This is a genomic window from Oceanospirillum sediminis (assembly GCF_014164585.1).
Taxonomy (GTDB): domain Bacteria; phylum Pseudomonadota; class Gammaproteobacteria; order Pseudomonadales; family Halomonadaceae; genus Oceanospirillum; species Oceanospirillum sediminis.
Genome location: NZ_JACJFM010000004.1, coordinates 99664 through 126634, shown reverse-complemented (window position 1 = coordinate 126634; position 26971 = coordinate 99664). Strand labels below are relative to the sequence as shown.

General features: G+C 45.2%; 26 protein-coding genes. 16 read left to right on the top strand and 10 right to left on the bottom strand.

Translation table 11 applies throughout. The features are described 5' to 3' along the window. Positions 1-179: 179 nt before the first annotated feature. The 7 genes from H4O21_RS04710 to H4O21_RS04680 all read right to left on the bottom strand — a co-directional run bounded on the left by H4O21_RS04710 (position 180) and on the right by H4O21_RS04680 (position 4497). A complete protein-coding gene (locus tag H4O21_RS04710) occupies positions 180-887 on the bottom strand; it encodes an ATP-binding protein (RefSeq protein ID WP_182807699.1) in 708 nt (235 codons plus the stop codon). Beyond that, positions 862-1380, bottom strand: a complete 519-nt coding sequence (locus H4O21_RS04705) for a hypothetical protein (protein ID WP_182807698.1) — start codon at positions 1378-1380, stop codon at positions 862-864. Before H4O21_RS04705 ends, H4O21_RS04710 begins: the two co-directional genes overlap by 26 nt. A 19-nt stretch (positions 1381-1399) precedes the next feature. Beyond that, entirely contained in the window at positions 1400-1816 is a 417-nt protein-coding gene (locus tag H4O21_RS04700) for a hypothetical protein (protein WP_182807697.1), read from the bottom strand. Beyond that, positions 1809-1985 (bottom strand): hypothetical protein, encoded by a 177-nt coding sequence (locus H4O21_RS04695; protein ID WP_182807696.1) that lies wholly within the window; start codon positions 1983-1985, stop codon positions 1809-1811. The genes H4O21_RS04700 and H4O21_RS04695 overlap by 8 nt, the downstream gene beginning before the upstream one ends. Further along, entirely contained in the window at positions 1957-2148 is a 192-nt protein-coding gene (locus H4O21_RS04690; protein ID WP_182807695.1) for a hypothetical protein, read from the bottom strand. The genes H4O21_RS04695 and H4O21_RS04690 overlap by 29 nt, the downstream gene beginning before the upstream one ends. Beyond that, the gene (locus tag H4O21_RS04685; RefSeq protein WP_182807694.1) at positions 2141-4132 is read right to left on the bottom strand and encodes a replication endonuclease; all 1992 of its coding nucleotides are present in this window, start codon (positions 4130-4132) and stop codon (positions 2141-2143) included. The genes H4O21_RS04690 and H4O21_RS04685 overlap by 8 nt, the downstream gene beginning before the upstream one ends. A 140-nt stretch (positions 4133-4272) precedes the next feature. Continuing rightward, complete coding sequence (locus H4O21_RS04680) at positions 4273-4497, bottom strand: hypothetical protein (RefSeq protein WP_255487135.1); 225 nt, start codon at positions 4495-4497, stop codon at positions 4273-4275. 112 nt (positions 4498-4609) lie between these two features. Between H4O21_RS04680 and H4O21_RS04675 the strand changes: the two genes are divergently transcribed. Together H4O21_RS04675 and H4O21_RS04670 are read left to right on the top strand one after the other, a co-directional pair. Further along, positions 4610-4885, top strand: a complete 276-nt coding sequence (locus H4O21_RS04675; RefSeq protein WP_182807693.1) for a helix-turn-helix domain-containing protein — start codon at positions 4610-4612, stop codon at positions 4883-4885. 90 nt (positions 4886-4975) lie between these two features. Then, positions 4976-5839 (top strand): hypothetical protein, encoded by an 864-nt coding sequence (locus tag H4O21_RS04670; RefSeq protein ID WP_182807692.1) that lies wholly within the window; start codon positions 4976-4978, stop codon positions 5837-5839. A gap of 623 nt (positions 5840-6462) precedes the next feature. Here H4O21_RS04670 and H4O21_RS04665 read toward each other — a convergent pair. Together H4O21_RS04665 and H4O21_RS25420 are read right to left on the bottom strand one after the other, a co-directional pair. Next, complete coding sequence (locus tag H4O21_RS04665; protein WP_182807691.1) at positions 6463-6858, bottom strand: hypothetical protein; 396 nt, start codon at positions 6856-6858, stop codon at positions 6463-6465. Positions 6859-6888: 30 nt separating this feature from the next. Further along, positions 6889-7056: a hypothetical protein gene (locus tag H4O21_RS25420; protein WP_220495508.1), complete on the bottom strand. Its 168-nt coding sequence runs from the start codon at positions 7054-7056 to the stop codon at positions 6889-6891. A 209-nt stretch (positions 7057-7265) separates the two neighbouring features. Here H4O21_RS25420 and H4O21_RS04655 point away from each other — a divergent pair, with 209 nt between their 5' ends. Then, entirely contained in the window at positions 7266-8282 is a 1017-nt protein-coding gene (locus tag H4O21_RS04655; RefSeq protein ID WP_182807689.1) for a phage integrase, read from the top strand. Between the two features lie 357 nt (positions 8283-8639). Next, positions 8640-9188 carry a hypothetical protein gene (locus H4O21_RS04650; protein ID WP_182807688.1) on the top strand — a complete coding sequence of 183 codons (549 nt, stop codon included), beginning with the start codon at positions 8640-8642 and terminating at the stop codon, positions 9186-9188. Positions 9189-9277: 89 nt separating this feature from the next. Here H4O21_RS04650 and H4O21_RS04645 read toward each other — a convergent pair whose 3' ends face one another. Next, on the bottom strand, positions 9278-9991 hold the full coding sequence (locus H4O21_RS04645; protein ID WP_182807687.1) for a S24 family peptidase: 714 nt from the start codon (positions 9989-9991) through the stop codon (positions 9278-9280). Positions 9992-10104: 113 nt separating this feature from the next. Between H4O21_RS04645 and H4O21_RS04640 the strand changes: the two genes are divergently transcribed. The 12 genes from H4O21_RS04640 to H4O21_RS04585 all read left to right on the top strand — a co-directional run bounded on the left by H4O21_RS04640 (position 10105) and on the right by H4O21_RS04585 (position 26968). Then, a complete protein-coding gene (locus tag H4O21_RS04640; protein ID WP_182807686.1) occupies positions 10105-10608 on the top strand; it encodes a hypothetical protein in 504 nt (167 codons plus the stop codon). 11 nt (positions 10609-10619) lie between these two features. Beyond that, positions 10620-11171, top strand: a complete 552-nt coding sequence (locus tag H4O21_RS04635; protein ID WP_182807685.1) for a hypothetical protein — start codon at positions 10620-10622, stop codon at positions 11169-11171. A gap of 540 nt (positions 11172-11711) precedes the next feature. Continuing rightward, positions 11712-12014, top strand: a complete 303-nt coding sequence (locus H4O21_RS04630) for a hypothetical protein (RefSeq protein ID WP_182807684.1) — start codon at positions 11712-11714, stop codon at positions 12012-12014. A gap of 237 nt (positions 12015-12251) precedes the next feature. Next, a complete protein-coding gene (locus H4O21_RS04625) occupies positions 12252-12902 on the top strand; it encodes a hypothetical protein (protein WP_182807683.1) in 651 nt (216 codons plus the stop codon). A gap of 2 nt (positions 12903-12904) precedes the next feature. Then, the gene (locus H4O21_RS04620) at positions 12905-14419 is read left to right on the top strand and encodes a hypothetical protein (RefSeq protein ID WP_182807682.1); all 1515 of its coding nucleotides are present in this window, start codon (positions 12905-12907) and stop codon (positions 14417-14419) included. A 110-nt stretch (positions 14420-14529) separates the two neighbouring features. Beyond that, positions 14530-15252: a hypothetical protein gene (locus tag H4O21_RS04615; protein ID WP_182807681.1), complete on the top strand. Its 723-nt coding sequence runs from the start codon at positions 14530-14532 to the stop codon at positions 15250-15252. A 256-nt stretch (positions 15253-15508) separates the two neighbouring features. Next, positions 15509-16468: a phage tail tube protein gene (locus tag H4O21_RS04610; protein WP_182807680.1), complete on the top strand. Its 960-nt coding sequence runs from the start codon at positions 15509-15511 to the stop codon at positions 16466-16468. A gap of 220 nt (positions 16469-16688) precedes the next feature. Next, the gene (locus H4O21_RS04605) at positions 16689-17051 is read left to right on the top strand and encodes a hypothetical protein (RefSeq protein WP_182807679.1); all 363 of its coding nucleotides are present in this window, start codon (positions 16689-16691) and stop codon (positions 17049-17051) included. Continuing rightward, on the top strand, positions 17051-17395 hold the full coding sequence (locus tag H4O21_RS04600; protein WP_368737522.1) for a DUF1799 domain-containing protein: 345 nt from the start codon (positions 17051-17053) through the stop codon (positions 17393-17395). The genes H4O21_RS04605 and H4O21_RS04600 overlap by 1 nt, the downstream gene beginning before the upstream one ends. 98 nt (positions 17396-17493) lie before the next feature. Then, the gene (locus H4O21_RS04595; protein ID WP_182807677.1) at positions 17494-24780 is read left to right on the top strand and encodes a coiled-coil domain-containing protein; all 7287 of its coding nucleotides are present in this window, start codon (positions 17494-17496) and stop codon (positions 24778-24780) included. Next, positions 24780-26144 carry a hypothetical protein gene (locus H4O21_RS04590; RefSeq protein ID WP_182807676.1) on the top strand — a complete coding sequence of 455 codons (1365 nt, stop codon included), beginning with the start codon at positions 24780-24782 and terminating at the stop codon, positions 26142-26144. The genes H4O21_RS04595 and H4O21_RS04590 overlap by 1 nt, the downstream gene beginning before the upstream one ends. Then, positions 26144-26968, top strand: coding sequence for a hypothetical protein (locus H4O21_RS04585; RefSeq protein ID WP_182807675.1), 825 nt, complete (start codon positions 26144-26146; stop codon positions 26966-26968). Before H4O21_RS04590 ends, H4O21_RS04585 begins: the two co-directional genes overlap by 1 nt. Positions 26969-26971 lie beyond the last annotated feature (3 nt).

The following is a 26971-nucleotide window of genomic DNA, read 5'->3' as shown; positions in this document are numbered from 1 at the left end:
TCACAATAGCGAGAGTCAGTCCAATGACTGCCCCGCCTAAAAAACATGCTGTTCGCATTGGGTTCTCCCCGTGTTGTGATCTACAGGTGTAACAAACTGCAGTCGGCATCCGTCAAGATACAAAAAAGGCCTCCCGGCATCGGGAGGCCTTTAGGCCTTATGGTAACAATTATTTACAATTAAGCGGCTTTTCTGGGAAAGCTGAACTTGCTGTGGGTGTACTGGCCAATGGTGTGAGTCGGATCTTTCAGCACATATTCAATGTGACCAATGGCGGCAGGTTTGGGCAGTTTGACGATAACATCCATCGGGATATCCAGCTCATCAGACAGATATCTGGCATCCTTCTGACGTTCCTGCAGCCCGATCCATTTGTATGGTGCCTGGCCAAAGACTGTTTTCGGGATTTCCTGACCACGCTGGAAACAGCAGTGAGCATGAATACTGAACTTTCGGCCCCCGGTGAGGATTTCACCGAAGTAGCCGTCTGCTTTGGCTGAGGTTTTAACCATTTTCGCCAGTTCTTCAAACACCGCTTTCAGGGGCTTGGGGTGTTTGCCGTTACCGCATGACCACACGATCTCGCTGAACAGCTCCAGTGCTTCCGGTGTGGCCTTGGGCGGTTTCATGGCAATCTTAAAACCCCGGTTACTCTTCCGGGCTTCACGCAGGGCTTTATAGAACTCGGCCCACTTTGTGTACGTGCGGACTTTCCGGCCCAGAAATTCGCCTTCGTAATCGTTGTACGGATCAAGAAAAACAATCTGGTCCGTGGGTTTCAGCAGGCCCAGCTTTTTAACGGCAGAGGTTTTACCCCCGCCAGAGCTGGCACAGTAGATTACGTGTTCAGCATTCAGTGAGTTATTGGGATTGATTGGCTCTGGCATCCTGACCTGCCTCCTGTTGCTGCTGGGCCTGTTCTGCTGCGGCCTTCTGGTCTTCTTCGGCCAGCGTTTTGAGGCCGACCACGGTGCCTTTACCCAGTACGGCTATGGCCTTCAGGCCTCCGATTTCTTCTTTGTACTTCGCCAGCCAGAGCGGGATCTTATCGCCATACTTAGCGATCAGAGGCCCCATGTTCTCAATGGCATAGGCCTTATCCTCATCTGAGAACTTAAAGCGATGATGTACAAAGGTCTGCAGTGCGCCTTCAATGGCTGAGATTCCGGCCCATGAGGCAATGGCGGCCCCGGCTTCAACATCTTCTTCTTGCTGTTTTTCGGCCTGGGCCTGTTGTTCTGCGGCCTCCGGGTCATAATCCGGGTCGTTTTCAGCATCCAGTTGATTCAGTTCAGCTTCGAACGCTTTCGCCTGGGCGGTGTCTACGTCTGTGATTTCCAGTTGTTCTTCAGCAACCGGAGCGGTGTTCTGTTCTGTCATGTTTAGTTTCCTGTGCAATTTAAGCTATACAGAGGCCGACCAGACCTCCGAAAATCATTCCAGCAAACCCAAGAACCCCCATTCTTGTGGCTTTGCTGGTCTTAACCGGTTGTTTTACCTCGCCGGGAGAGGTATCAGGCCGGGCAGGCCTTGTAACATCTGGCCTCTGGGTACTTTCAGTGGCTGATGATGAGGCCGTTTTTTCTGGCAGGGGTGCCGGTGCCTGGGCCACTGCAGGTTCTTTAATCTCGGCATGACTGGGCCTCATATTGTCTGCGATCCATTGCTGATGCTTTGCGCCATTACGCTGATCACAGCCACACTCCGGGCAACGGGTGTAATACTGGTTCCGGGTGCCGGATGTTTTCAGCACAGAGGCAATCTGATCACAGCCGTGTGTGGGGCAAGCCACATAGCCATGAATGGTTTTACTCATGTCGTTCTATCTCCCTGGCGACCAGCTCACGGACAATATTCAGCTGTACATCTGATGCCCGTGAAGCCAGCCTTTTAACGTCGAAAACAGAAGCCTGATCAATTTCTCTGTTCAGTTCTTCCAACTCAGTAATCAGATGGCTAAGTTTGCTGTTGTTTAGTCTTGCCACGTTTTCTCTCCTGATGATTGTTGTAGGTTACTAATATCGCGGTGGTTACGATGACAGCCCCAACGGATGCCGCCGGGCTGTGATACATGCCAGCAATTGCAGCCAGAGCCATAAGACCCAGCTGAATGATGTAACTCAGAGCTTCACTGATAAACTCAGACATACCCATACTCTCCATTGTCGAAAAATAGCCCATCCGGTGGGGGCAGATCGGGCGGCGGTGGTGTGTTCCAGCTTGTTTCTTGAAGCTGAAACAGAGATTCGAGTGTTTTTGTGTCGTCCCACGGTTCTGAATGCCGGGGACTGAAGCGAAGATCCGCTTTTTCTTCCGGGGTGACGAAGTGCCAGGGCTTACCGTGGGCCTCTTCCCACTCTTCTATGAAATCGACCATCTCAGAAACAGACTGTTGGGTGACTTCTTGCCGGATTTTTTCGGCTTCAGGCGGTGAGACCTGGGGTTCCGGACAGTTATTGACACGAGTCCAAGGCGAGGCATTCGCCTCTTCAAAATCAAAAGCCTTACTGTGGACGGGTTTCACTTCCCAGTGAAAGAAACGGGTTAACAGACCATCAATACCGGCCTTAACGCCCTTGATAACTTCCAGTAAATCGCCGTACTGACCCAGACGGAACGGGCCAGCTTCCTGAGTATGAGGGTTATACCCTTCCTGCCAGCGCAGAGCCGGAGTATTCATTCGCCAGACTTTGAGAGGGCGCAGAGCGCGGGGAATAATCGGGCCACCCTGCAGCATGGTGTATTTGGCCCACTCACCCCAATCAGCCAGTTCCCGAGCACGATGCAGAACAGCAGGCAGAGCTTTACCGATCAGGTGTTCCCATTCAGCCATTTGTTCAGCAGATACACGGCGCAGTTCACGCCAGACCGATACGGGTGCACCACCGATTTGCTGGAACTGGCGAATACACCAGACCCCGGCCCATTCAGTGATTCGGGCGGCACTTGTTTTAGCATCATGGCCATAGTGATCAACACCAACGTGTTCACCGTCGATACCTTTGGAAATGTACTTAGCGATGTAGCCAGTCGCAGTGCCTTTGCGCTTGTCGATCTGCTTAAACACACAGCGGCGTTTTCTGGCTCCTGCTTCAGTACCATCGACTTTCCGGGCGTGTTTATGGCAGATGGTTTTAACAATGTCCCGGTGTTCTGGCTGCATATACATCAGCATGTGCCAGTGTGGGCAACCATCTTGGTGGGGTTCTACAGTGCGAAAGCCATAGATACGAATACCGGCTTCATTCAGCTCTTTCCGGATACCGGTCCAGACTTCAACCAGATAATCATTGGCCTGCTTTGGGGTGTAACCCCGGTACTTAGGATTCAGCCCTTTTTTAGAACTTCGGGCATGGTATTTACTCGGGCAGGTCAGAGTACAGAACTCAGCCACATGACCCAGACTGTCCGCAACCTCTTCAAAGCCACGTAACCGGGTCATCATTTCTGCTTTGCGGATAGCGGGTTTACTGACAGAAACGTCGGCCAGTTCGGATAACAGAGCGGTATAACCATGCTGATTCACGGCCTGCAGAGATTCCAGCAAGGCCCGGTTACGTGTCTTCTGTTTCAGGCGAAGCCCTAAGGCCTCATGACTCAGATAACACTGACCATTTGCATGGATCAGGCCCAGTAACCGCGCGGCCTGATCAATACTCTGGTTCCTGCGGGTACGCATTTTTCTACGCCACCAGCCCGGTGTCTCCAGCTTGAGCACCATGGCCAGAATATCGCTGTTTTTGGTCTTTGGGTGATCCGGATCGACAGGCAGGCAGAAGCCGTAAAACTCGCATAACCGCTCACACAGATCAGCGGCTATCAGAAAATCATCTTTATTCCGGGCTTTGCTGATCCGTTCGGCCTGAACATCAGCCCAATCCCGTAACGCCTGATCATCATGCGTCAGGCGAAAATCACCGCATTTCAGCAGACGATCAACAACGGTTTCTTTCAGCTTGCGTAGCCAATGATTAGCCTGGACATAACCAGACTGCTTTGTGACCTGCTTATAACGGCGGATTACATGAGGCTGCATGTTATCCGGAAAAGCCTGAATGATACCGGCCCGCCAATTCTTCAGAACAATGGCAGGCCCGTATTCAGGGGAATCAAGGTCAGACAGAAAGGACATTTAACCCATTCCACTTACAAGCGACAGGAGATAAATGAAGCCAGCACATGCTATGCATCTGGCCAGCTCATATTTAATACGGCGTGAATCTAACCGGAATCTGTTCCGCATCTGAGAACCTCCCTGTTAATGCTGGTGTCTCAAATACCTGAACGGAGTTCGTCCACGAACAGAACGATATTGATCAAAGTGCGCTTGCCCACTTTCTTAGTCGGGTAATAACCACGGTTTACCTGGCTCTTTACTGTGGCCGCAGTCAGGCCAACCAGATCAGCAAACTTATCTATGGTCATCACCGGGGGAAGGGTTCCGCCTAACCATTGCGGTTCTTTTTGGCTCATTACGTGTTCATTAGCACTATCCATTTGATAAACTCCGTTTTTGGGTGCTGCCACACCCAAGGTTCATTAACGTTCTTTATGTTCCCTTAAGGGAGCATTTGAAGGAAATTTAATTCCCCTTAGGGAACATTGTCAAATGCAAATTTACGAAAAAGTTAAGGCTATCAGAGAAGCAGAGGGCATAACTCAGGTGCAACTTGCTGAAATGACAGGAATTTCTCGCTCTACGATCAGCAAATTAGATAGTGGAGTTAAAAAAGATATGAAAGCAGAAACCTTACTCAGATTTTGCAATATTCCAGAGTTCCAAAAGTACACACTCTGGTTAATGACTGATCAGGTAAATCCAAGTGCAGGCCAGATCTCGCCAGAGATAAAGCTCTCTGCTGATCAACTCAAAACTGGGTCTTAGCAGCAAAAGTGCTATCTCGCTGGTTCTCTGATATCGGCACAGGTTCTACCAGGGTGAACCCTGAAGTTTAGAAAAAACATGGAGTTAGGAATGGAATTTAAAGCAAAGGACAGCATTCCCAGTTGGAAACATGCCGTTCTGGGTGCGTTCGCCTATCTATTATCCATCGAAAGCCTGAACACCTTCGCTTTAGCTGAAGCTGATTACCTAATTTTTAATCCCAAAGTAGGCTGGTGGTTATTGCCTGTTGCTATAGGAGTGCTGTTCTTGAAAAAGAATTGGAAAAACAAGTTATCAGAGAATAAAGAGGCGTCTGTTTTTATAGCATTTTTCTTTCTTCTAACGTGTTTTTTTTTCTTCGTAAGCGACGTCTCAGGACAAGGAAAAGCTGTAGATCATTTAGCCAGTTATGGCTCTTTCATTGGGGGGACACTAACGCCAATAGGTATTCTTCTTGCCTTATATTCATTTAAACAATCAAAGCATGAAGTTGAGACAGACATAGAGCTGGAAGCATTTAAAAGCAGCTTCTACATAAAAAAGGCTCACATAGAAAACGTTATAGAAAGAAAAATAAAATACCTAACAGAAAAAGACCCAATGGAATTAAGAGAGTGCACAAAAAATATATTCGGCCCAGAAGAAACAAAGTCATATGATTGCTTTTATATAGAACAGGACTTAAAGATCACAATAGAACTTATAAACCATCTTGTAGAGAACAAAAGTAAAGATAAAAATAAAAAAATATCTACTTTCTGTGAAACAGAACTCAACAAACTTCTTTATTCACAATTAAGCTCGATTCAAATAATACAAAAAATTGGATTTGTGCATACATTTAAAGATTCACAGCTTGAGAAAATAGTAGCAAAAGATGCATGGACATTTAGACTTTTAAATCCTATGGATATAGCATTTAGCGAAGAATTTCAAGAGTGGAGAGGCCAGTAGCTAAGACCTTTCCAAGTAACTGAAGAGCTATAATTAAGTGTCTTTTTGAACCCTTACTTTGATGTCAAAGGTCTTTGAATGTGGCAACTCAGAATAGTATGGCCTTTTTTATAGGCTTATTAACAAATAAAACATAAGAAACAAATTATTATGCTATCAACAGACAAAAACAAAAAATCATTATTAACTATAATCCTATATTCATTCCTATCTATTGTAATATTTCATCTGACTTCAATAGACCAAACAGTTCTCGACAAAAAAAACATTGCCTTTCTCTTATTCATATTGGACGCTATATTCCTATATATCATAGCCAGCATAATAAACAAGAAAAACAATAACCACGCCCCTATACCAAAACCCCATGAGATAATAGAGTCATACGGAATAATAACCCTTCTCAACTATACAGCTCTGTATGCATTAAAGAATGTTATACAGGTATCATCCGAAAATAAAATATTTGTTTCCGAACTAGATGAAATAAAGAAATCCGAGTACATACTAAGCACAAGTAACGACATACTATTTATAGCTGTAATACTTCTTATTGTAATATCAGTTTCTTATGGGCAAGTAGAAAGCAGAGAATAAAAAAGCCGCTAATCAGCGGCTTTTGTTTACTGCTCAAGATACTTTTCAGGTGGTAAATAAAAGCTTCCATCGGCTTTCCAGTGCTCGTACATATCGACCAGAATTATCCGCTCTTCATCCTTTTTCCATTGGAAGTGGAGCAGCCAGTCTGAAACCATATACAGGCCATGCTCTTTCTCTTCATATTCAGGATAACCGACATGGTAATGCCATAACTCGTGAAAACGAGCATAGGCCTCGTCATCTGGAGAGGCATTTTTCCAGCTGGGAGTTACTTTTCCAGGAAAAATAGAGAAGTCTTGTAAACCGTGTTGCTGAACCAGCGCTATGAATTGGAGAACCATCTTGCGCTGGTCAAGGTCAAAGCGGGAGTATTCAATTGAGAACTGGTCTGAAAAATCAACCTGTACGACTGCATTCATCCTTAGCTATAGCCTTGGTTCCAGACGCAACTATCCTACTTTTTTAGCATGAGACATTAACATAGCGTCCATCTCTTCCATGCTTAAGCCTGCAGGTATTGTATGCGTCTTACTTTTTAGTGATCTCTCAATACGCTCTTTGTCAAACAGCTTTGTGCGTTTGTGAGCCATTGGAGCATTAGCAACATGTGCATTCATAGCCATGTCCCCTTGGTTTTTGGTCTCTGTACGTCTCTGTATAGGTTCACCTATATATAGATGATAACTGTAATTCAAAAATGCATAAAGTGCTTTAGTACTCATTAACATTCATTAAAGATCAATAGCATTGATGTACCAGGCCTTATCTTATATTTATCAAGACATTAGCTTACAGTCAGGGGAAACAATTAATTTCAGGAGTCAGGATGGCACTGCAAAAGTTACCCAATAACCGCTGGCTGCTTAGTTTTCGTCCAACGGGTGTTGGGGGTAAGTATGTCCGTAAACGGTTTGACACCAAAGCAGAGGCTTTACGTTACAAGGCAATGGCTGAGGCTGAGTCGGCCAGAGGGAAAGAGTGGAACCCAGCCCCGGTGGATCGTCGGGTTTTGTCTGAGCTGGTCGAAAGCTGGTTTCGGTTTCATGGCCAGTCTTTAAAAGATGGTGAGAAGCGTAAACGGGTACTGCTGAATTTATGTGAACGCCTGGGTGATCCTGTGGCCAGTCAGTTTTCTGCTCGGGATTTTACTGCTTACCGGGAAAACCGCCTTAAAGTGGTGTCTGCTAATACGGTAAATCATGAGCAGGCTTATCTGAGAGCCGTGTTTAATGAGTTGATCCGGGTTGAGGATTGGCAGAGAGCTAACCCTCTGGAGAAGGTCAGAGCAATCAGGCTTGATGAAAGTGAACTGACTTTTCTGAGCCTTGATCAGATTACTGCTCTGTTTGATGAGTTACGTAAGAGTAAGAATCCCGATGCGCTAGTAGTGGCGACAATTTGTCTGTCAACCGGGGCCAGATGGTCTGAGGCTGAATCGCTAAGAGCAGAGAATGTTTATTCTAATAAGGTAATGTTTACTAACACTAAGAATGGTAAAAACAGAGCAATCCCTATTGATGCAGAATTATACGGCCTGTTACGCAGCAGAAAAGGGCGTCTATTTGGGTATTGCTATGGTGCATTCCGCCATGCGGTTCAGAGATCTGGCATTGATTTACCACATGGGCAGTTGAGCCATGTATTACGGCATACCTTCGCCAGTCACTTTATGATGAACGGGGGTAATATTCTGGTGCTGCAAAGGGTCCTGGGACATGCTGATATTAAGATGACTATGCGCTATGCCCACTTTTCACCAGATCACTTTGAAGATGTGATCAGGTTTAACCCAATTTCAAAGTGGACACAAAGTGGACATATTACTCAGGCATGTTCACAATGATCATGCCATCTGAAGTTTAATGCTTGATTAACTCATTGAATTTTAAGGTTATTTTTGATTTTGAAATTCAGCTTTAGTGAAGCTTGAATCCAAGAACAATGGATTCTGAATGATTCATTACAAAAAGGCTGGGTCAGAAGAGTACCTGACAGCCGGGCGTTATATTTTACTGATCAGGACCTGATTTATTTCAGGAAACAGTATGGTATTTCTGACAATAAAAAAAGCTGGTAACGATAAAACTTAAAATAAATCACAGTATTATCAGGGCGTTCTGATTAAACTGATTATTCAGAGAGTGCAGTATTTTCTGCGAAAACGAATCATGCTTCCCTGAAGGGAAAACAGGAGACAATAATGAAGAAACTGATTGCGGCAGCAGTGATTATGGCCAGTTCATCGGCAATCGCTGCAGGTCATGGTGTCAGCCACGATATTCTGGATATGGCTGCAGCAGAGAAAAAAAATCAGGCTCTGGGTCTGGTGACACGTACTGCAGTAGATGCTCTGGCACGTAAAGGAAAGCAACTGTTTAATGGTGGTGATTGTCAGCAGGCTATGCCGGTACTGAAAGAGTATGCTGTGAAGGCAGACTGGCTGGCAACTATGATCGACACGACACTGACACCATATCATAATGCCAGTGCATCTGAACAAAAAAGTATTATGCAAAAGCGCAAGGGCGAGCTGATGCCAGTACATGACCTGGCACAGTCTTATCGTGAAAAAAGTGCTGTGGCTGTAGCCATGTATGGCGACTGTCTGATGCAGTTAGAAAATCCTAAAGCAGCCGTGCCGGTATTGATGAAAGCACTGGAGCTGTTGCCTGCGTCTAATGAAACATGGTGGAATCGCACGGGTGAAAGCCTGCTGAAAGCGATTCGTGTTGATCCTGAGAAAAAATAAACACCGTCGTGAATGATAACGTATTCACAATGTGTTTATAGTGAAAAGCCGGATCAGCTGATCCGGCTGTTTGATATCGGTGATATCACTCAGAAAATAAGACCGGAGTACCAGAAAATTTTCCCCAGAATTTGTATATTCTGGCTGAAATAGTCCACGTTGTAATCTTCGTCAGGGTAATCATCCCTGTTCAGACTGCGGATTCTCAGCCCCCCTTCAGGAAGTCGGTAGAGGATTTTGACCTTCAGCATACCTTCTTGATCCAATGCATAAATGGCGCCATCCTTGATCCGGGTTTCTGCCAGGTTGACCCCGACAACCACGCCGTCAGACAACATGGGTTCCATGGAATTACCAGATACCGTTACACAGGCTGCATTTTGTGGCTGAACGCCTACGCGTCTCAGAGTACTCCTGGAGAATCTGAGCTTTGCTCCTTTTTTTTCAATCACTTGTGTTGATCCATTCCCTGCAGACAATTCAACTTCCATAAAAAATGGTAGCTCTGTTTCATCCTCATCAAGTGGTGTGGAGCTGTCCCAGGGATCAAGATATCCGGCCAGTTCAGCTTCATTTCTGGATTGATCCTGCGGTGTGCCCGTACCAAACTCCAGCCACTCTGGTTCTATGCCTAAGGCGGCAGCAACAGGTAACAAGGATCCTTTCGCCACACCCCGGTTAAACCAGTTATTCAGGCGTTGAGGATCAATGTCCAGTTGAGCTGCCAGCTCAGCCGGTTTTATCCCATGTTCTGATATGTAGTGGCGAAGCCTTTCGCCAGAATGTGAATTTTTCATAAACATGGAGTTTACCCTTCTTGCATTCTGTTTAGAATAAACATATTGTTTATAATGTGCGAGGTTATTTCAAGTTTTTTGTTTATCTCTCACCGACAACAGATATGGAGAAACTGTTTATGAAACATCTGAACAAAAGCAGAGCAGCGGTTCGAAGCCTGTCTGCGTCCACCATCAGCAACAAATTAGCGAAATATGATTTCTCTCAGGTCGATCGTTTATTGATCGAAGTGTATGGCTTCTCAGGTAAACCCGTGACACGCAATATGCTGGCAGAGCGCACCAGCATTCGCCTGACATCGGTCTGTGCCCGTATCCGGCAGCTACTGGATTATGAACTACTGGATATTACCGGACATGTTTATTGCCCGGTGACAGGCAAGCTGGTGACATCACTTAGTTGTACTCCGGAAGGAGAATCGCTGGCCCTGTGTTTGCTGAATGGCGATAAACATCAGTCCGGATCAGGCAGGCAGAGAATGAATCCTGATAAACAGAGGGCGAGTGGAGATAAACGTATTAACGATACTGGTAAACAAAGTGTAGGGGCCGCTAAACGAAATGTAGGTTTAGTTAAACAATATCAGAATAAAAAACAGGCAATGGATGGCATCTGGCTATGAGAATCAGTGCAATGGAACGCAAGACTCTGAAAATGATTAAAGAACTGCCTGCACCGGCACTAAGACAGGCCTGCCTGCTACAGGGGGCACCAGGGCGTATTGCCCGTAATGAATATTGTGAGCGACTGGTATCACGCTGTGTGGATGATCTGCTGGGATATCACGAAGCTGGCTGGTATTCATGTTCTCCTATGGCTGGAGCAATGGAATATCAGGGTGCGATGCCACAGGATATACGTCGCTCAGGTTGTGATCGTATGCTTAACGAAGCGATGAAAGCCCAATGGCGCAGTGAAGGATTTGATGTACTGATAAAAACAATTCCTGCCCGACAGTGTATAGCCATGTTAGTCAATGACCTCAGAGAAAGAACTGAATTGACTCAGGAAGAAGCCTGCCAGGCAGAGCACTGGGAAATATTAACCGCTCAACTTCAGTTAAGCCGCTTTTTTACTCCGGCCCGGTTAAAAATGATGTCCGTTAAAAATATGAGAGACAACTGTCATCTGGGTAAAAACAAGTTGCTTCAGGTGATGCTGGGGCCGGTAGCAGAAGCGGCGTAATCATTTTTCCTGTTTCTGGCTAAAGATAGCGTTAAAAATCATTTAAAAACAAGGGGTTGAAATTCAATTTAAAAAATACTGTAAAAATATACAGTTTTTTCTTGCTCTTTTCGGATTTCGGCGCTAACATACAGCTATCCTGAAAATAAATGAATTCAAAGCCCTGATGCTTCTTAAGAGCATCGGGGCTTTTTATTGCCTGCTATTCAGAGCAAAACCAGAACCGGGCAGCAATACTGATGTTTATAAAAGGTTAACTGGTAAGCCTGAAATGCTGTGCAATACTTCAAATGTCAGGCTGTGCATAGCAGAGCCAGATAACGCAACGGATTAACGCTTTGTTGAGCCTTGCCGGTATCAGACTCCCCGTATGGAGCCCTTAGCAGTATTAACTTTCCTGAAGCGATTAATATCTGTCGGGTTTCGTTTTGCCCTGATCTGTTTATAAGCTGTCAGGGCTTTTTTATGCCACCTGATTTTCACTGAACACTGACCGAGGAAGCCAACAGGCCTGACGTCAGACTGACCTCAGGGAATCTTATGACAAAGGCCGGAACTGTAAGTCGTGGAAGCAGCACTGCTATGGAACGTCATGCACAAACGATTCTGGCAGGGGTGATCACTATTCTGCTGAGCTGGGTAGGGGTCACACTGACCGATTCGGCATCCAATATTGCTCGTTTAGAGGAACGCCTTGTTGCTCTGGGGCGAGAGGTTCAGATGCTGAGAAATCAACTGGGCAACCAGTATACGCAACGGGATGCTGAGCGTGATTTTTCTGCAATTCGTGCTCGTTTGAATGAGCATCAGAACCGCATTAATCAACTGGAACAACAAAATTGATGTAACCTCGGAGTTCGGGTTTTACACCACTCTTGTTTTCTATTTCTGATCCGGAATTTCACAGGTCTCCATTGACTAAAACGCTGATGAAATCCCTCCGGGTCACTTTCCAAACTCAACAGCATTCAACCGGGTATTGCACCTGGTTCTGACTCTGTTGTTATTCAACATTATTTATGAGCAAGTTTTACGTATCAGGCTTGATACGCGTTTGCTCATGCTCTGGAGATTTTTCTTATGAGTTGTACTTGTACTCAGGATACCGCATGCGATCACGCTATGCCGGGTTCAATTGAAGTTAAAGGTGATCTGATTCTGCACGAAGGCAGCACGCTGAATTTTGGTTGTTGTGAAGATCCTTGCGATGATCAATCTGGTGGCGGAACTGGTAGTGATACAGATACTTATCTGGATAGCGTTACTACTGATGCGACTGGTCTGTCGACACTGACCATGAACACAGGCACCACTTTTACCATCCAACAGGCTGTAACCAGTGTGAACGGTAAAACAGGTGATGTGGTGATCGACCCGGTAACTCTGGGTGTTATGCCATATCAGCAGCTGACAGAACTGAATCAGACAGCAGGTGTGCCAACCACGGTAAATTTCAATACTCAGGACTTCAGTCTGAAACGCGATGTGCATGCACTGATTCTGCGTGATGGTTCCGCAGACAGTAATATTGTAACTATTGCGGGCTTTGATAGCGCTGATGCCGATGACTTTAACGCCTCTGCTCGTACTGTGTTTGACGGTACTATGCACCCGGAACAAAAACAGGAATCTATCTCAATGATTAATGTTCGGGCCACAGGTAGTGGTCGCGCATTTTCTCATATGATCAGTTTTTCTGAGCTGAACGATATTCTGGTAGAGGAGATTTAATCATGACTGATATTACAATTAACAGTACAACACTGACATTCCCGAAAATCTGGTACTGTAACGCTGAAACAGGTGACGATTTTGATACAGGCGATGGTAGTGCCTCAGCGCCTTTTAAAACTCTGGCACGTTGTAACGAATTGGCATCTGCAGGCGACGCCATCAAGCTGCAAGCTGTTTCTGATCCGGAAACTTACCGTTATCCTGCTAATTTCAAACTTGAAAAGAACATCTCTTTTATTGGCGAAGAAAATAAGGCAATTATCGGAGCCAATGATAGTGAATCATTTTTCTCAAGCTCGAATGCCGGGCTGATTCGATTCTATCAGTGTACTTTTAAAGGGAAAGAAGGCTTTAGAAGCTGTAGCCAGGACTCTGTTATCGAGTGTTATGCCTGTGTGACTGATCTGAATATTTCAGCTTGGGGCTATCCTTATGGCGCATTGGATAATTTACGATTCTTTAATTGCTTAGTATTAGGCGCTAAAGGCGAAAATGCATATGAAAATGGCGTACGGGATCATGCTACATTTTACGATAGTGTAATTCTGGCGACTCAAGGTCTGGCTGGATATGGAGATATTCGCCTGGTTCGTTCATGGGTTAATGGGCAATTCTTCACTGACTCAGTGGAGGGAGCCTTTACCCCAATGACATTTGATGAAAACTATTCGATCAATGGTGATTATACCTTAACGTCTGGTTTCTCATCTGGTCATTCAGATGTCGGGGTTTATTCTGGCGACTTTAGCTGGGATGGTAATGGCGCTTCAAACCCGGTTATGAGTTTCTTGTTCAGAAATGCCTCCGGTGCTGCATTTAAATACGACGCGGGCAGTTTCGTTCAGGTCAATGCATCAGAACCAACTGAAACAGATTTTATTACTCACGGTATGAACTCTATCCCTGATATTTCTATCTCTGAGCTGGCAGCCTGGGAGCCATCTGGTCAGTTTGCTCTGGAATACTATGACAGCGGTGCTGACAGTAATTCTGTAAAACAACTGCGTATTACCTCTGTTCCAAAAGCCAGGATTGCATTGCCAAAAAATACCATCAGTGTAAGCGGTGTTTCTGAGCTGAACGGCATTAATATTGTGCAGAATCTGGCGGCGACCGGTGCCAGCCGTTTTGTTGTCAGCGTTGATGGCAGCAGCTGGAAAGCCTGGAATGGTAGCAGCTGGGTGGATCTGAATGCTCTGGCAGTTGATCAGAACAGTGCTGATTATCTGATGGCTAATGGTATGACAGAAGCACAGGTGGCAGCACTGAGCTGGACTGAATTGCAGCAGCTGTATACCGGTAACCCAACAGCCATTGCTGTGGCTTATGCGGTAGAAGCGAAAGCGATTAACGATACAGCCGAGATCGATCATGTTGAGCTGACAGTGACACATTCTGGTCAGAAATGGGTGCGTGACCATGGCCAGATTGAACTGGAAATTACCGGCTCACATTTTACTGCAACCCCTGCTATTAACTGTACTTATAAGGTGAATTATCAGGATGCAATCTGACGGCCTGATTCGCTTTTTTGCCCTCTGTAACCTGCGCTGATGCAGGTTTTTTTATGCCTGCAGTTCGGGTCATGTTCTGATCCGGACTGCAGCGTAACCGGACACCGGATATGAATATTCAAACTTTACTGGAAAACGGTGGCGTCACCGTGATGCCTTCCGGGCAGATCAGCCGTGGCGCTGATGACACAGAACCGGCTGTTTTTGCCTTACTGGGAACGATTCTGACAGGCTCCGTTTACCCACTGGCATTACCGGGTGGTATCAGCAGTACGGAATATCTGCTGTATCAGCCGATTGGTCAGGAATATATTGAAACCGACGGTTACCGGATTATTAAAGCCGAAACTTATCGGGTGTCGGTTTTTGCGGATAGTTTTACCCGGGTACAAACGCTGAGTCAGGCACTTAAATTTGCCGTGGCCGATCATAAACCTGCCGGATTATTTGCATTTGCTCTGCTGAATATCTGGTCGGAATTTTATTCCGGATCGGGTTTATACCGGGTTGACCTGGATATTCAGGTCTTGTCGCTTCCGGCTGCCGTGCAGTGGCCTGCAGTATCTTTTCATCGGCTGGATGCCAGAGCCACAGACAATGAACAGTCGCCTGGTCTGAGTCAGTCAGTGACCGAGTCCTGTGCTCTGATTCTGATCAGCCCTGAAGCTCAGGTGGACAGCCTGCGTCAGCAGGTTTCGAACCTGCTGTTGGGGCAACTGCCGGATGAACTGGCGGATTGCTACCACTACAAAAAAGGCAAGCATATACAGACTCTGGGGCCTTTAACCCTGTGGCAGGATGTTTATCAGTGGCGTCGTTATTTCAGATCCTGAGTCTGTAAGTTGAGACAGATTATCTGACCTGCTGAAACGACGGAATGGATGCCGCCACGTTTTAATAACGGATTATGACAGAAGCATTCTGCTGCCCTGTTCTTCCAATCGAATCTTTCTGACCTGAAATGGAACCATCCTTCAGGTCTTACCCTGCATATCAGACCAAGCCTTAATTGAATACAGGAACGAATACGCTCCGACGGTTGGCTGACGTCTGCATGATGCATTATTAAACCGAAAATCGGAGATTTTTATGCCAACACCTCTGCTGTTTAAAAACAAAGTTCTTCTGGCAAAAGCTGAAACCACTTACGGCACAGACCCGACCCCGGATGGCAGCAACGCTATTGTGACCAAAAACCTGAGCATCAGCCCTTATGAGGGTAACCGGGTCAGTCGTGAAATCGATCGCGCAACTCTGGGTAATGATCTGGAATTTAACACCGGCCCTTACGTTACCGTCACCTTTGACGCTGAACTGGCGGGCGCTGGCGCTGCAGGCACAGTGCCAGGCTATGGTGTACTGCTGCGTGCCTCTGGTCTGGAAGAGACCATTACTGCAGCTCCCGATCCGGCGGCTAAAGTGGTTTATCAGCCTGTATCCAGTCAGTTTGAAAGCTGCACACTGTACTTCCAGCAATCCGGTCAGCTGCACAAAGTTACCGGTGCTCGCGGTACGGTGAAATTCTCACTGCAGAAAGGCGCAATGCCGAGCATGAACTTTACCTTTACCGGTATCTGGCATGCTCCTGAAACGCTGGCCAGTGCACCATCAGTGGATACATCAGCCTTTAAAACACCACTGCCGGTTAACGCTGCTAATACTACGACTTATAACGTTCACGGCTATAGTTGTCGTGCTGAAGGCCTGGATATAGATCTGGCTAACAACGTGGTATATCGCAACGTGATTGGTGGTGAATCAGTAGAAATTACTGACCGTACTCCAACAGGTCAGGTTACGGTAGAAGCGCCTGATCTGGCGACAAAAGACTTCTTCGACGCAGTTGCCAGTCACGATGGCGTTACTACCGGTCCGGTAGAGCTGGTACACGGTACTGTGGATGGCAGCATCGTTGAACTGAAAGCCCCGAATGTACAGCTGTCCTCTATCAGTGCAAATGACTCAGACGGCATTCTGACTTATCAGATGGATGCTCGCCTGATCCCGACCAATGCCGGTGATGACGAACTGCAACTAATTGTTCGCTGATGCCCACTCTGCTCAATCGCACGGCCGTAACTCCGGCCACCTGGTTTCGTGAATAGTGCAATCTCATTGCGCTGCGAAACATCGGCTTAACCTGCCTTACGCGGGTTAAGCCTTTCTGATCCGGCTTCTGGATAGATAAAGCCACGGATCGTTTTACCTTACTTCCTTTTATCACAAGCACTTAACGCTTTTCCTGTTATTAAAATCTGGAGAAATATTTATGTCTTTTGTACTGGCACCTCGTAACGAAATTAAAACCCGTGTTGCACTGAACATTCCGGGTGACTTCGGCAAAACAGAAAAAGCGCATATCGAGGTCACCTGGACCCGACTGCCTGTGTCTGACAAAAAAGCGATCACCGAAGAGTTTCAGGCTGGCACCTTGAATGACGAAGATGCACTGGATCGTCTGATTCTGAACATCAACGGCTGTCAGACACCAGAAGGCGAGAAAATCGCATACACCAGCAATCTGCTGATTCAGCTGCTGGAGGAAGATTACATCCGTAAAGCACTGGTGGATGAAATGATGGCCCTGCTGTACGGCAAAGAAGCGCTGGAGGCGATCCGCAGAAAAAACTAATCGACTGCGGAGAATACTGGGCGGGGCTACGTAGCGGCAGTCAGCAATCGGATGTTGATGAAGACTGCCAGTTCTTTCAGCTGGACAAACAGCCAGAAGACTCGCCGCCCGAGCACATGGACGTGTTACCAGAAAACTGGCTGGCACTGCAGATATTCCTGCAATGCCAGACCCAGTGGCGGGTGATAGCCGGTATGGGTGGAGCATTTTATCAGGGTCTGGATTACCCCTCTGTTGATGTCGTAATCCGGCTTCAGGCCCCAAAGAAAAAGCGCAGAAAAACATTTCAGGCCGTGCAGCTGATCGAGCAGGGAGCACTGTCGCGCATTAATGAAAAAAATTAACCGTATGTAGCTTCGCAAAGAGGCTTCCTTTTACGTCTGAAGCAAGAATATGAAAGCAATGGATTTATTAGTTATTAAATCTATAGAGGGGAACTGATATGAGCTTACCAGTAATAGCAAGAACACTTATATCAAACTTAGATAGTGTTGCAAAAGCATTAGGAGAGTTTGCTGGCAAAGTTGGTACAGATATAGTTAAAAGCATTCATGCTACGAATGAGATACAGATTGCATCTCAAACACTAGGTATGTCTGCTCAAAAGTTCAGTGAATTCCAGTTTGCAGCCAACTCTGTAAATGTAGATGGTAAAGAATCTGCTGCGATGCTAACTAATGTTACTGCAAAAATTTTTGCATTGGCAGATGGGCGAGATAAAGAACTAGCTGCAAAATTAGGTGGACTTAATATCAACTTTAAAGAGTTAACAAAGCTATCGCCTGATAGGCAACTCATTAATTTATCTCGCGCTATTAATAATCTTGATAATCAGAATGAGCAGGTTTTTGTAGCTAACGCATTTGATAAGTTGTTACCTAGGTTACTGCCTATACTGGATGATAATGGTGAAAAGTATGCCGAACTTGTTAATCAGGCAAGAGATCTTAATGTATCAATATCTGACGCTGATGCTGCTATAATAGCTCAATCAGCCAGATCTCTTAAATTATGGGAGGCTGCAAAACAGGGTTATATTGATAAAGCTGCATTAGAAAGCCATTCTTTTTTTAAAGGTGGTTTTGAAGCCAATACTGCAAGATTAGATCTTGCTTTTGAAACTTTTTTTCCTGAGCATGAAACGCAACGTTTATATGATAATGCTAAAGACTTAGCTGGCATATCTAATGAGATAAATGTTAGTCTTGATAAAAATGGAAAAGATGATTACCTTACTGTTGTCGATTCTATATCTAAGACAGAGGTAATAATAAATAATTTAAAAAATAAGATTGATAATATCGATCATTCAATTAATTATCTTCAAGCTGGTGTCGTTGATGGTAAATATGATGAAGGCCTGGTTGATAAAAATATATCTGCCTATAAAAAAGCATCTAATGCCTATAATCGTGATTTGCAGTATTATAAAAATGAGTTGAATGATCTTAAAATCACTTTAAGCGAGTTTGAGAAGGTTAGTAAGGACCGTGCTAAGGAAGTCGATGCACACTCAGATTCACTTGATAAACAAGGAAAGTTGATTGATGATAATAGTAAGGCTTTATCTAATCAAATTGATGTTGTTACGCAGTCAACCTCTGGTTTTTATAAAGCATCTACCTTTTTGGGTGACTATAACTATACCCTTGATCAATCAATAGGGTATATCAGCAGGAATACTTCAGAGCTAAACAATTTTCATAGGATTTTAGGTGAAACTAAAAGTTCTGTAGGAAGTGGTATAAATCTTCTTTCAATAAACCCGGGTATGAATGATATAAGAGCAGCTTCTTATGAAATTAATGAAGTTGTTAAGCATACAAATATTGCAGCTCAATCATTTGATGATATTGGAAGCAGGCTTGAGGTTGTAGATAATCGAGTTGGCGGGATACTTAATAGTAGTAAAACTGTAAGTCTTGGCTTTCAAGTAAGGCAAAAAGAGCATGCTGAGGTTTTGGAACATACTTCAGATAAGGTAAATGCAAACTCAGAAGCAACAGGTTTGCTGAATGAGAGATTAGAAAGTGCTACTATATTAATTGAAGGGTTTAAAAATCAGTCAAAAGAATTACCATCTTACCTTCTGGATAGCAAAGCTGGAATGGATGAGTTAGGTGACTCTATATCAAATAACTCGATAAAACTGGAAGAAGGCGAAGAAAAAGCAATTAGTTTTTCTCAAGTTTTAGACTCTACATTACATGATGCTTCAGGCCAGTTAGATGGCATTTTAAAAAATTCATTTGACCAACTCGACGGTGTTTTTGAAAACTTCTGGGATGATTTCAAACTTGATTTTGACGATTTAGGGCAGAGTATTGAGGGTTCTTTCGAAGGGATGCTGAAAAGTATAGAGCAATCGTTTTCTGACTCTTTGAAAGAAATGGCTCATGAGGCCATTACTCGTCCAATTGTACTAGGCATTCAACAGGCGATTTTGGGGGACAACGGAAATTCTGCTAATACTTCTGCATCTGGTTCAGGAACAGGTGGTTTAAATCCTATTTCATTGCTTAGCTCTGATGGTGGAGTCAGCGGTTGGTTATCCAGCACATCTATTAGCGATGGTTTTGCATCTGTTATGGGGCCATCAAACTCACTATCAGGTAATGTAGCTGCTGTAAAATCAGGAGGCTTTACCCATATTCAAGGGCCGAGCAATCTGTCAATGGGAGTTTCTGCTATCGGCGGTTATGCCGCAGGGGAGCTGCTGTTTGATGGAGAGGGTTACTCAAGTCAGTTAGGCAGTATTGGATCGATGGCAGGGAACTACCTAGGAACAACGTATCTTGCCACTATGACGAACTTAGGTTCATTCGCAGGTCCAATTGGTGCTATAGCAGGTGCCCTTGTTGGAGCTATTGCAGGATCAATGTTCGCAGAGAGCAAACCTGAATTTGATTTCAGAACCCGTGACAGCGGATCAACAGATAAACGTAAATTTGAAGATGAAGAATCAGGTGTTATCGCACAATCAGCATTTGGTGAGCTAGGCTTTGATGCTGAGAATACGAATAAGCTTAAAAAAACCTTTGGTGGTTTTGATAAAGCGACCTCATTTCTGACAGGGTTGGCGGCAATGGATAATACTGTTGCTGCTTTGGCTCAGTCCGATGCTGAGCTACAGGCGATGATAGATATAGTCCAGCAAGTCAATATTGAGGCTGATAATCCTAAAGGTGTGTTGGACCAGATTTCAGATCGTTATCTGTCTGCATTAAGCCAGACAACCAGCCGATTGACTAGGGGGTTAAGTGCTGAGTTGGTAACGATGACTCGCCAAGAATACAGTGTTATAGATGATGCGTTTTTTGATTATAGCTTTCAGCAATGGAGTGTCAGTATTGAGAACGCTCTGTTAGAAGAGTTTTTGAAACTTGATTTGGGCAAAGCCATCCCTGCAATCACATCAATTATTCAAATGGAGCGTATAGGCGATGCAATTGGTGGTGCTGTTACAGATGATTTGTATCGTGCATTAAATGATGGGGTAGCAGAAGGCGCTGATTTATCTGAATTAACAGCTCACCTGAGCGGAGCGATGACCGCTTTGCCTGCACTTGAATCATTAAATAGTAGCTTTGATATAACGGCTATTGGTGCATTAGAAGCTGCCAGTAATATTGTCGAATATGCAGGTGGGATACAAAACTTATTATCTTCTCAGCAACAGTATTATGATCTTTATTATTCTGAAGCAGAAAAAACAGCGGCTCAACAAGAGTTAATGGCAGCACAGTTTGAAAAGCTGGGTATGGCATTACCTGAAAGCAAAGATGGTTTCCGGGAGCTTGTTGATGGACTTGATCTGACGACAGAAAAAGGACAAAAGACTCATGTTGCATTGATGGCCTTAGCGCCTGCATTTGCTGAATTTGATGAACAAATACAAAAGACCCGGCAAACCTTTCAATCCATTTCTGATAATGTCAGTCAGTCGTTAAAACCGGTACTCAGTTCTGCTGAAACACTGGAAAACACTCTGGCGAAAATAAATTTATCTGATAAAACACTTACTGATGCGCTTGTTTTCATTCAGGGACTCAGTACTGATGAGCTGGCATCGGAAGCTGAAAAGTTTGGACTGAATCCTGAAGAATCCGCAGAACTGGTCAATTCACTTGTTGAAGCCAATAATCGTCTTCGTGAATCTTATCGCTCACTGCATCAGCAAATAGGTGAGATGTTAAATCCGAAAACATCGGCTGAAAAAGCAGATGAATCTCTGATGGCGTTGGGTTTTAGTAATCAATCTGTCCAGAGTGTTCTGGAAGAGCTATATGATCTCAGTTACGAAGAGTGGGAGAAAAAAGCCGCAGAGCTGGGAATTGGCGTTGAAGATTTTCAACAGCATGTCAGTGATCTGGTTGCTGTACAGTCAGAACTTGATGCTGAGATTAAAGCCATCACAGATACATTCAAAGAACTTGTGTCCAGTGTAAAAAGTGCTCTTGAACCTGCTGAAACACTGAATGGTGCATTAGGAAAACTGGGTTTGTCCGGAAAGACTGTGACAGAAGCCCTTAATGAAATCAGTAGTATGAGTGCTGAACAATTGCAGTCCATGACAGAGGGGTTGGGTCTTGATGCTAAAAAGTCAGCCACCTTGATCAATCTTCTGATTAGTGCCAATGAACGGCTGCGTGATTCTTATCGTTCCATATCTGAGCAGATGAAAGAGGTACTCAATCCTCTGTCCTCTATGGACAAAGCGAATCAGGCTCTGAGTGCTCTGGGCTTTGCTGATCAGTCCATTCATTCTGTATTGAGCTCTTTGTCAGAGATGGATTATGAATCCTGGGAAGCGCAAGCGAAATCTCTTGGTATTGACCTGGAAGTTTTTCAGGGGTACGTGGGGGATCTGGTCGCTGTTCAGTCTGAGTTAAGTTCGACAATCAGTGGCATTTTGTCTGGGGTAGAAAACACCCTGACACCTGCGAAAACGCTTGATGAAGCACTTAATGAGCTGAGTATGACAGGCGAAACTGTTACATCCTCTTTGAATCAGATCAATAGTATGAGTGTTGAAGAGTTACAGACAACTGCTGAAAACCTCGGGCTGGATGCGGGAGAAACGGCTGATCTGATTAATATTCTGATTAATGCTAATGAGCGTCTGCGTGAATCTTATAAGTCTCTGCACAACCAGATTGATGAGTTACTTAATCCTCAGTCAATGGCAGAGAAAGCAGGGACATCTCTTGTTGCATTAGGGTTTGAAGGGCTATCGATTACTGATGCTCTGACAGAGTTGCATAGCCAGAATTATGATGTGTGGGAAACCAGTGCCAGCGAACTAGGAATCAGTTTTGATGATTTCATTGGACATGTCGGAAATTTAGTAGATGACATGCAGGCTGAGGTAGAACGTCTGGATCAGATCCGTTCAGGATACAGTAAAATAGGGCTGGATTTTGATGCTGTTCTGGGAACAGATGCTTCCGGGAGCGATAGGGATTCTGCTCAATCTCATCTTGATTTCCAGCAGGGCTTTGCGGATAGCCTGGGAATCTCCCTGGATGATGTTGGTTCGGAATTCAGTACCGGGTTTGATCAGTATACTCAGGCTGCTTACAGTGACTTAGAGCTTCTGGATGTCCAGCGTGGTAACCTGGCGCAAAAACTGGAACAGTTCAGTGATCTGGATGGGTTCTCAGCAGGTATGAGCATTAGTGAATTCAGGATTGCTTTGAAGCAGGCTGAGGAGGATGCCGCAGCTGGTTTAATTTCTGCAACTGAACTTGGTCAATGGGCCGCTGCAGCTGTTGTGATGGGGGAAATGGATAGCGTAGTCAGTCAGATCGCCAATCTGGATGTTTCTGCACTTTCAGAGTTATACCCCCAGATAAAAGATCTTGAAGATTATCTAACCAGTCTGAATGAATATTATGCCGATCAGCTTAAAGAAATAGAAGAAAGATATAGTAATCAGATCGGGCTTCTTAAACAGCAGCGTGATATTGCAATAGATCTTAAGAAGTTTGTTGATGGTATACGTTTATCTGAGTGGGACCCGGCTGGGCCGCAGGAAAAACTGATATTTGCAGAGAAGGAATTTAATCGTCTGCTTGAAGCTGCTAAGGGTACGGATGAAGATGCTATCAAAGCTGCCGGAGAGCTTCAGTCTGCATCCAATACCTATTTGCAGCATCTGGATGGTTACTATGGGCGCTCAGATACTTATACCGACAAGTATACTGATGCAATGGATCGTCTGAATAATCTGGGAATTGAACTGGAGACACGTTCTACAGAAGAAAAAATTGAGGCGCTTAATCAGCAAATGCTGGCGGAACAGAAAGCGTTAAAGATTGCTGCAGAGAAGGAAGTTCAATGGGCTGAGAGCCAGAGTAAAGCACTGACTGGCATTGACGGTTTGCTAGCCGGATGGCCTGCAAAGTTTGAAGATCTGTTTGACAATGCTGCGACTAAGATTGGTGGAGAAGTTGCTGGAGCGCTGAATAAACCGCAAAAACCAGAGATCAATCTGGAAAATGACAGTGATGTTGATTCGATAATGAGTCGTGCGGAAGCCATTGATATTCTATATCAATCTTTAATAGCTGATGTTTCTCATAACGATCTTCTGAATGCAAAAAATATTCTGGGTATTCGGAATGACCAGGAGCTGAGTGATTTCCTATCCAGAACCAACGGTATGGGATATTACGATGCTATTGGTGTTATTAAGGAATCAGTGAATGGTGTACCAACTGAAGACTTCCACTCAGCTGCTGTAGTCTTAGGGATCTCTACTTTCACCGAAGTAGCAGAGATTGTTAACGGATCTCTTGATCATCTCCTTAATGAGAAAAAAGCACTACTGACTTTCTCTGAAATGATGTCTGCTCTGAAAGCAGAAGGGCAAGATAGCCTGGTTGATCTGAATGGGCAGCAGTTATCGGAACAAAGAGGGCTGGTTTCTCTTGGTAATCAGCAGTTATCAGAACAAAGGTGGCTTGCTTCCCTTAACTCCCAGCAATTGTCGGAGCAAAGGGGGCTTCTCCGTCTTGAGCAAGAGGAGTTAAGTTGGTCAATTCAGCAGTTTGAACAACTAACAGGAATGAATTCGATATTAGGAAACTGGCCTGCAGAGTTTGGTGTTCTGCTTGATAAGCATGCCAGTCAGATTAGTGCCATAGTTACTTCTGCGATTCCTGATCCTGTTGTGACAACCCGCTATACAGGCTCGTCTTCAGGTAATTCAGGTACTACATCTGATTCTTCTTCTGGAAGTAGTGTCAACACAGCTGATACTTCCGGAGCTGGATCACCTGATATGACAGAAGGTCAGGCTATAGCCATTGTTAAACAAGCCGCTGCGACTGAAAAATGGGGAAGTGTACCCGGTTATCTTGAGGCTGTCGGTGTTCTGGGAATCAGCAGTCAGGCTGATATAAATGCGATTGTTGATGGATCTCATGCTAAAGGCCTGGGTCGGGTGCCTTTCAATGGTTATCGTGCTGCTCTGCATAAAGATGAAATGGTACTGCCAGCAGATATTTCAGATCATATCCGCGCTTCTATGCGTTCAGCTACGGATCAGCATAATCGTACAGACCCTGAGATGTTACGAGAACTTCAGCAGTTACGGGCAGAAGTGGCTTCTCTCCGGGCAGAGCAAAGTCAGGCGAACCAGACTGCGCAGCGTCAGAGAGACGATCAGCATCGTGCGACAGAATCTGTTGCTCGAACTAATCGCAAAGTGGTGGAGGTGGTGTAATGATTACGGATGATCAGTATCAGCACTGGTTGCGTCAGCCTAATGAACCCAGAGTTCTTCTGGCTGAGCTGGAACATAGTGCCGGTAAAGAATATGTTGCTAATCACCCTTATATCAGTCATCCGGGTGATAGTGTTCCAAACCAACCGTACAATGATATTTTGTCGGGTGTGTTTGATATAACCAGTCGCCTGGATGCCTTACTGGCAGTCGGTGATCTGCAGTTAACAGATGATAGCAGCATCAGTCATTGGCAGGAATATCTCTGGCGAGGGTATCCGGTTGTTCTGAAACTGGGGGCGCCGGACTGGTCGCTGGATGATTTTCGCATTATTGCCAGGCAAACAAACGGTGGTGTGCAGGAAGCTCGTCGAGGACGAATGGTGTTGAGTCTGTATGACGCCTCAGCCCGATTAGATAAGTCCATTGAACGGCCTGAAATTAACGGTAAGGATCGCCCTGAGCCTTTAATTCTGGGCGATGTTTTTGGTGTTCCGGCTATTCGAACGGATACTCAGAGTCTCAATTATATTGTCAGCTGGTTGCCGATAACCTCTGTAATTGTCCGGGATGGTAATGGACCCGTAATGAGCCACAGTCCTGATTATCCCAGTGGACAATTTGTAACCCAATCCTATACGCCCAGGTCTATCTCCTGTGAAGTCAAAGAGCCGCATAATACTGCGGCTCTTGTGTTTCAGTGGGTCGCTGATCGTTATGGTCTGACTCTTATGCCGGTGTCTGTGCCTGATTATAAACTGGGATTGTATTACGACGGAGAAGTGACTGGTCGGCAGATTCTGGATGATGTCTGCAGATCAATTGGGGCACACTGGTCTATCACATTACAGGGTGAACTGCAGGTCCGGCAGCTCACCCTGCCAGGGCCGGCTGATTTCGAACTTTATGCTGATGATATTGCTCAGGATCAGGTTGCTCTGATCAGAACAGAAGAACCCTGGCGCGAACTCAGGTTTAACTTTTCTCGTAATCACACCCCTCTCTCTGAAGTAGCCGGATCGGTGAATGACAATGACCCGGCTATGGCCGAGCGCTTAAGGCAGGACTGGCTGACTGAAACCCGCACTCATAACCTGCCGGATTATCCTCTGGCACCGGAACAAAGTCTGGATACAGTTATTGCTGATCGAGCGGATGCTGTTACAGAAAGTACACGCCGCATGTCGATACGTGCAGAACGGCATGAAGTCTGGGAACTGGAGGTTTTTATTGTCTGGAGCGGAGATATTGTCGGCTCTGCCGTTCATATCAATCATTCACGCCTGACAGGGCGGATTGGCAGGGTGATAAGTGCCCGTATGTCGCCTACGCAGGATAAAACAGTGCTGGAGGTCTGGTACTGATGACACAAATGAGAATTCTGGCCCGGAATCTTCATGATGTTGCGACACTGACCGCAACGAGCGAAGCAATGCCCGTGGCTTACACTCAACGTTCTGAACGCCCTATGGTATGGCGCTCGGCTAACTTACAAAAACAGGTTCTTAATGCTGTTTTACCTCATGGTTCCTATATCAATTGTATTGCAATAGCCCGGCACAACCTTGGTGCTTTAGGTAATGTGCAGATTGAGATTCTACAGGATAGCAACCTTGTACATGACAGCGGTGATATTGCTACCGCAATGCTTATTCCGGCAGGTGTCTGGCGGGCAGGAATTGATCCATGGGGAGCGTCCTATAACGATAAACTTCCTGGCGGTGCATCTCTGGTTCTTTACTGGCTGGATACTCCCATTATTGCAGATAGCTACCGAATCACTATGACGTCGTCATCTGATAATGACTATTTTGAAGTCGGACGTATTTTTGCCGGGTTGTCATTCTCGCCATCGGTCAATATGAGCTACGGTCTTCAGCTGGAATGGCTGGAAACAGGCGAGCATGTGCAAACCGAAGGTGGTTCGCTAAGAACAATAGGCACTGGAGATCTCCGGCGATCCTTTACCTTAAAGCTGGATTGGTTGAATGAAACGGACCGGCAGAAGCTGATTACTGAGCTTGTTAAAAACAGAATGAACAGTGACCTGCTGGTTTGTTTGTATCCGGAATCTGACGGTGTTCATATTCTTGAACACACGATGGTCTGCAGACGTATTAACTCTGTCAGACATGTTCACTCCCACTATCAGAACTGGCAGTCAGAACTGTCATTTATGGAAGTCTAACAA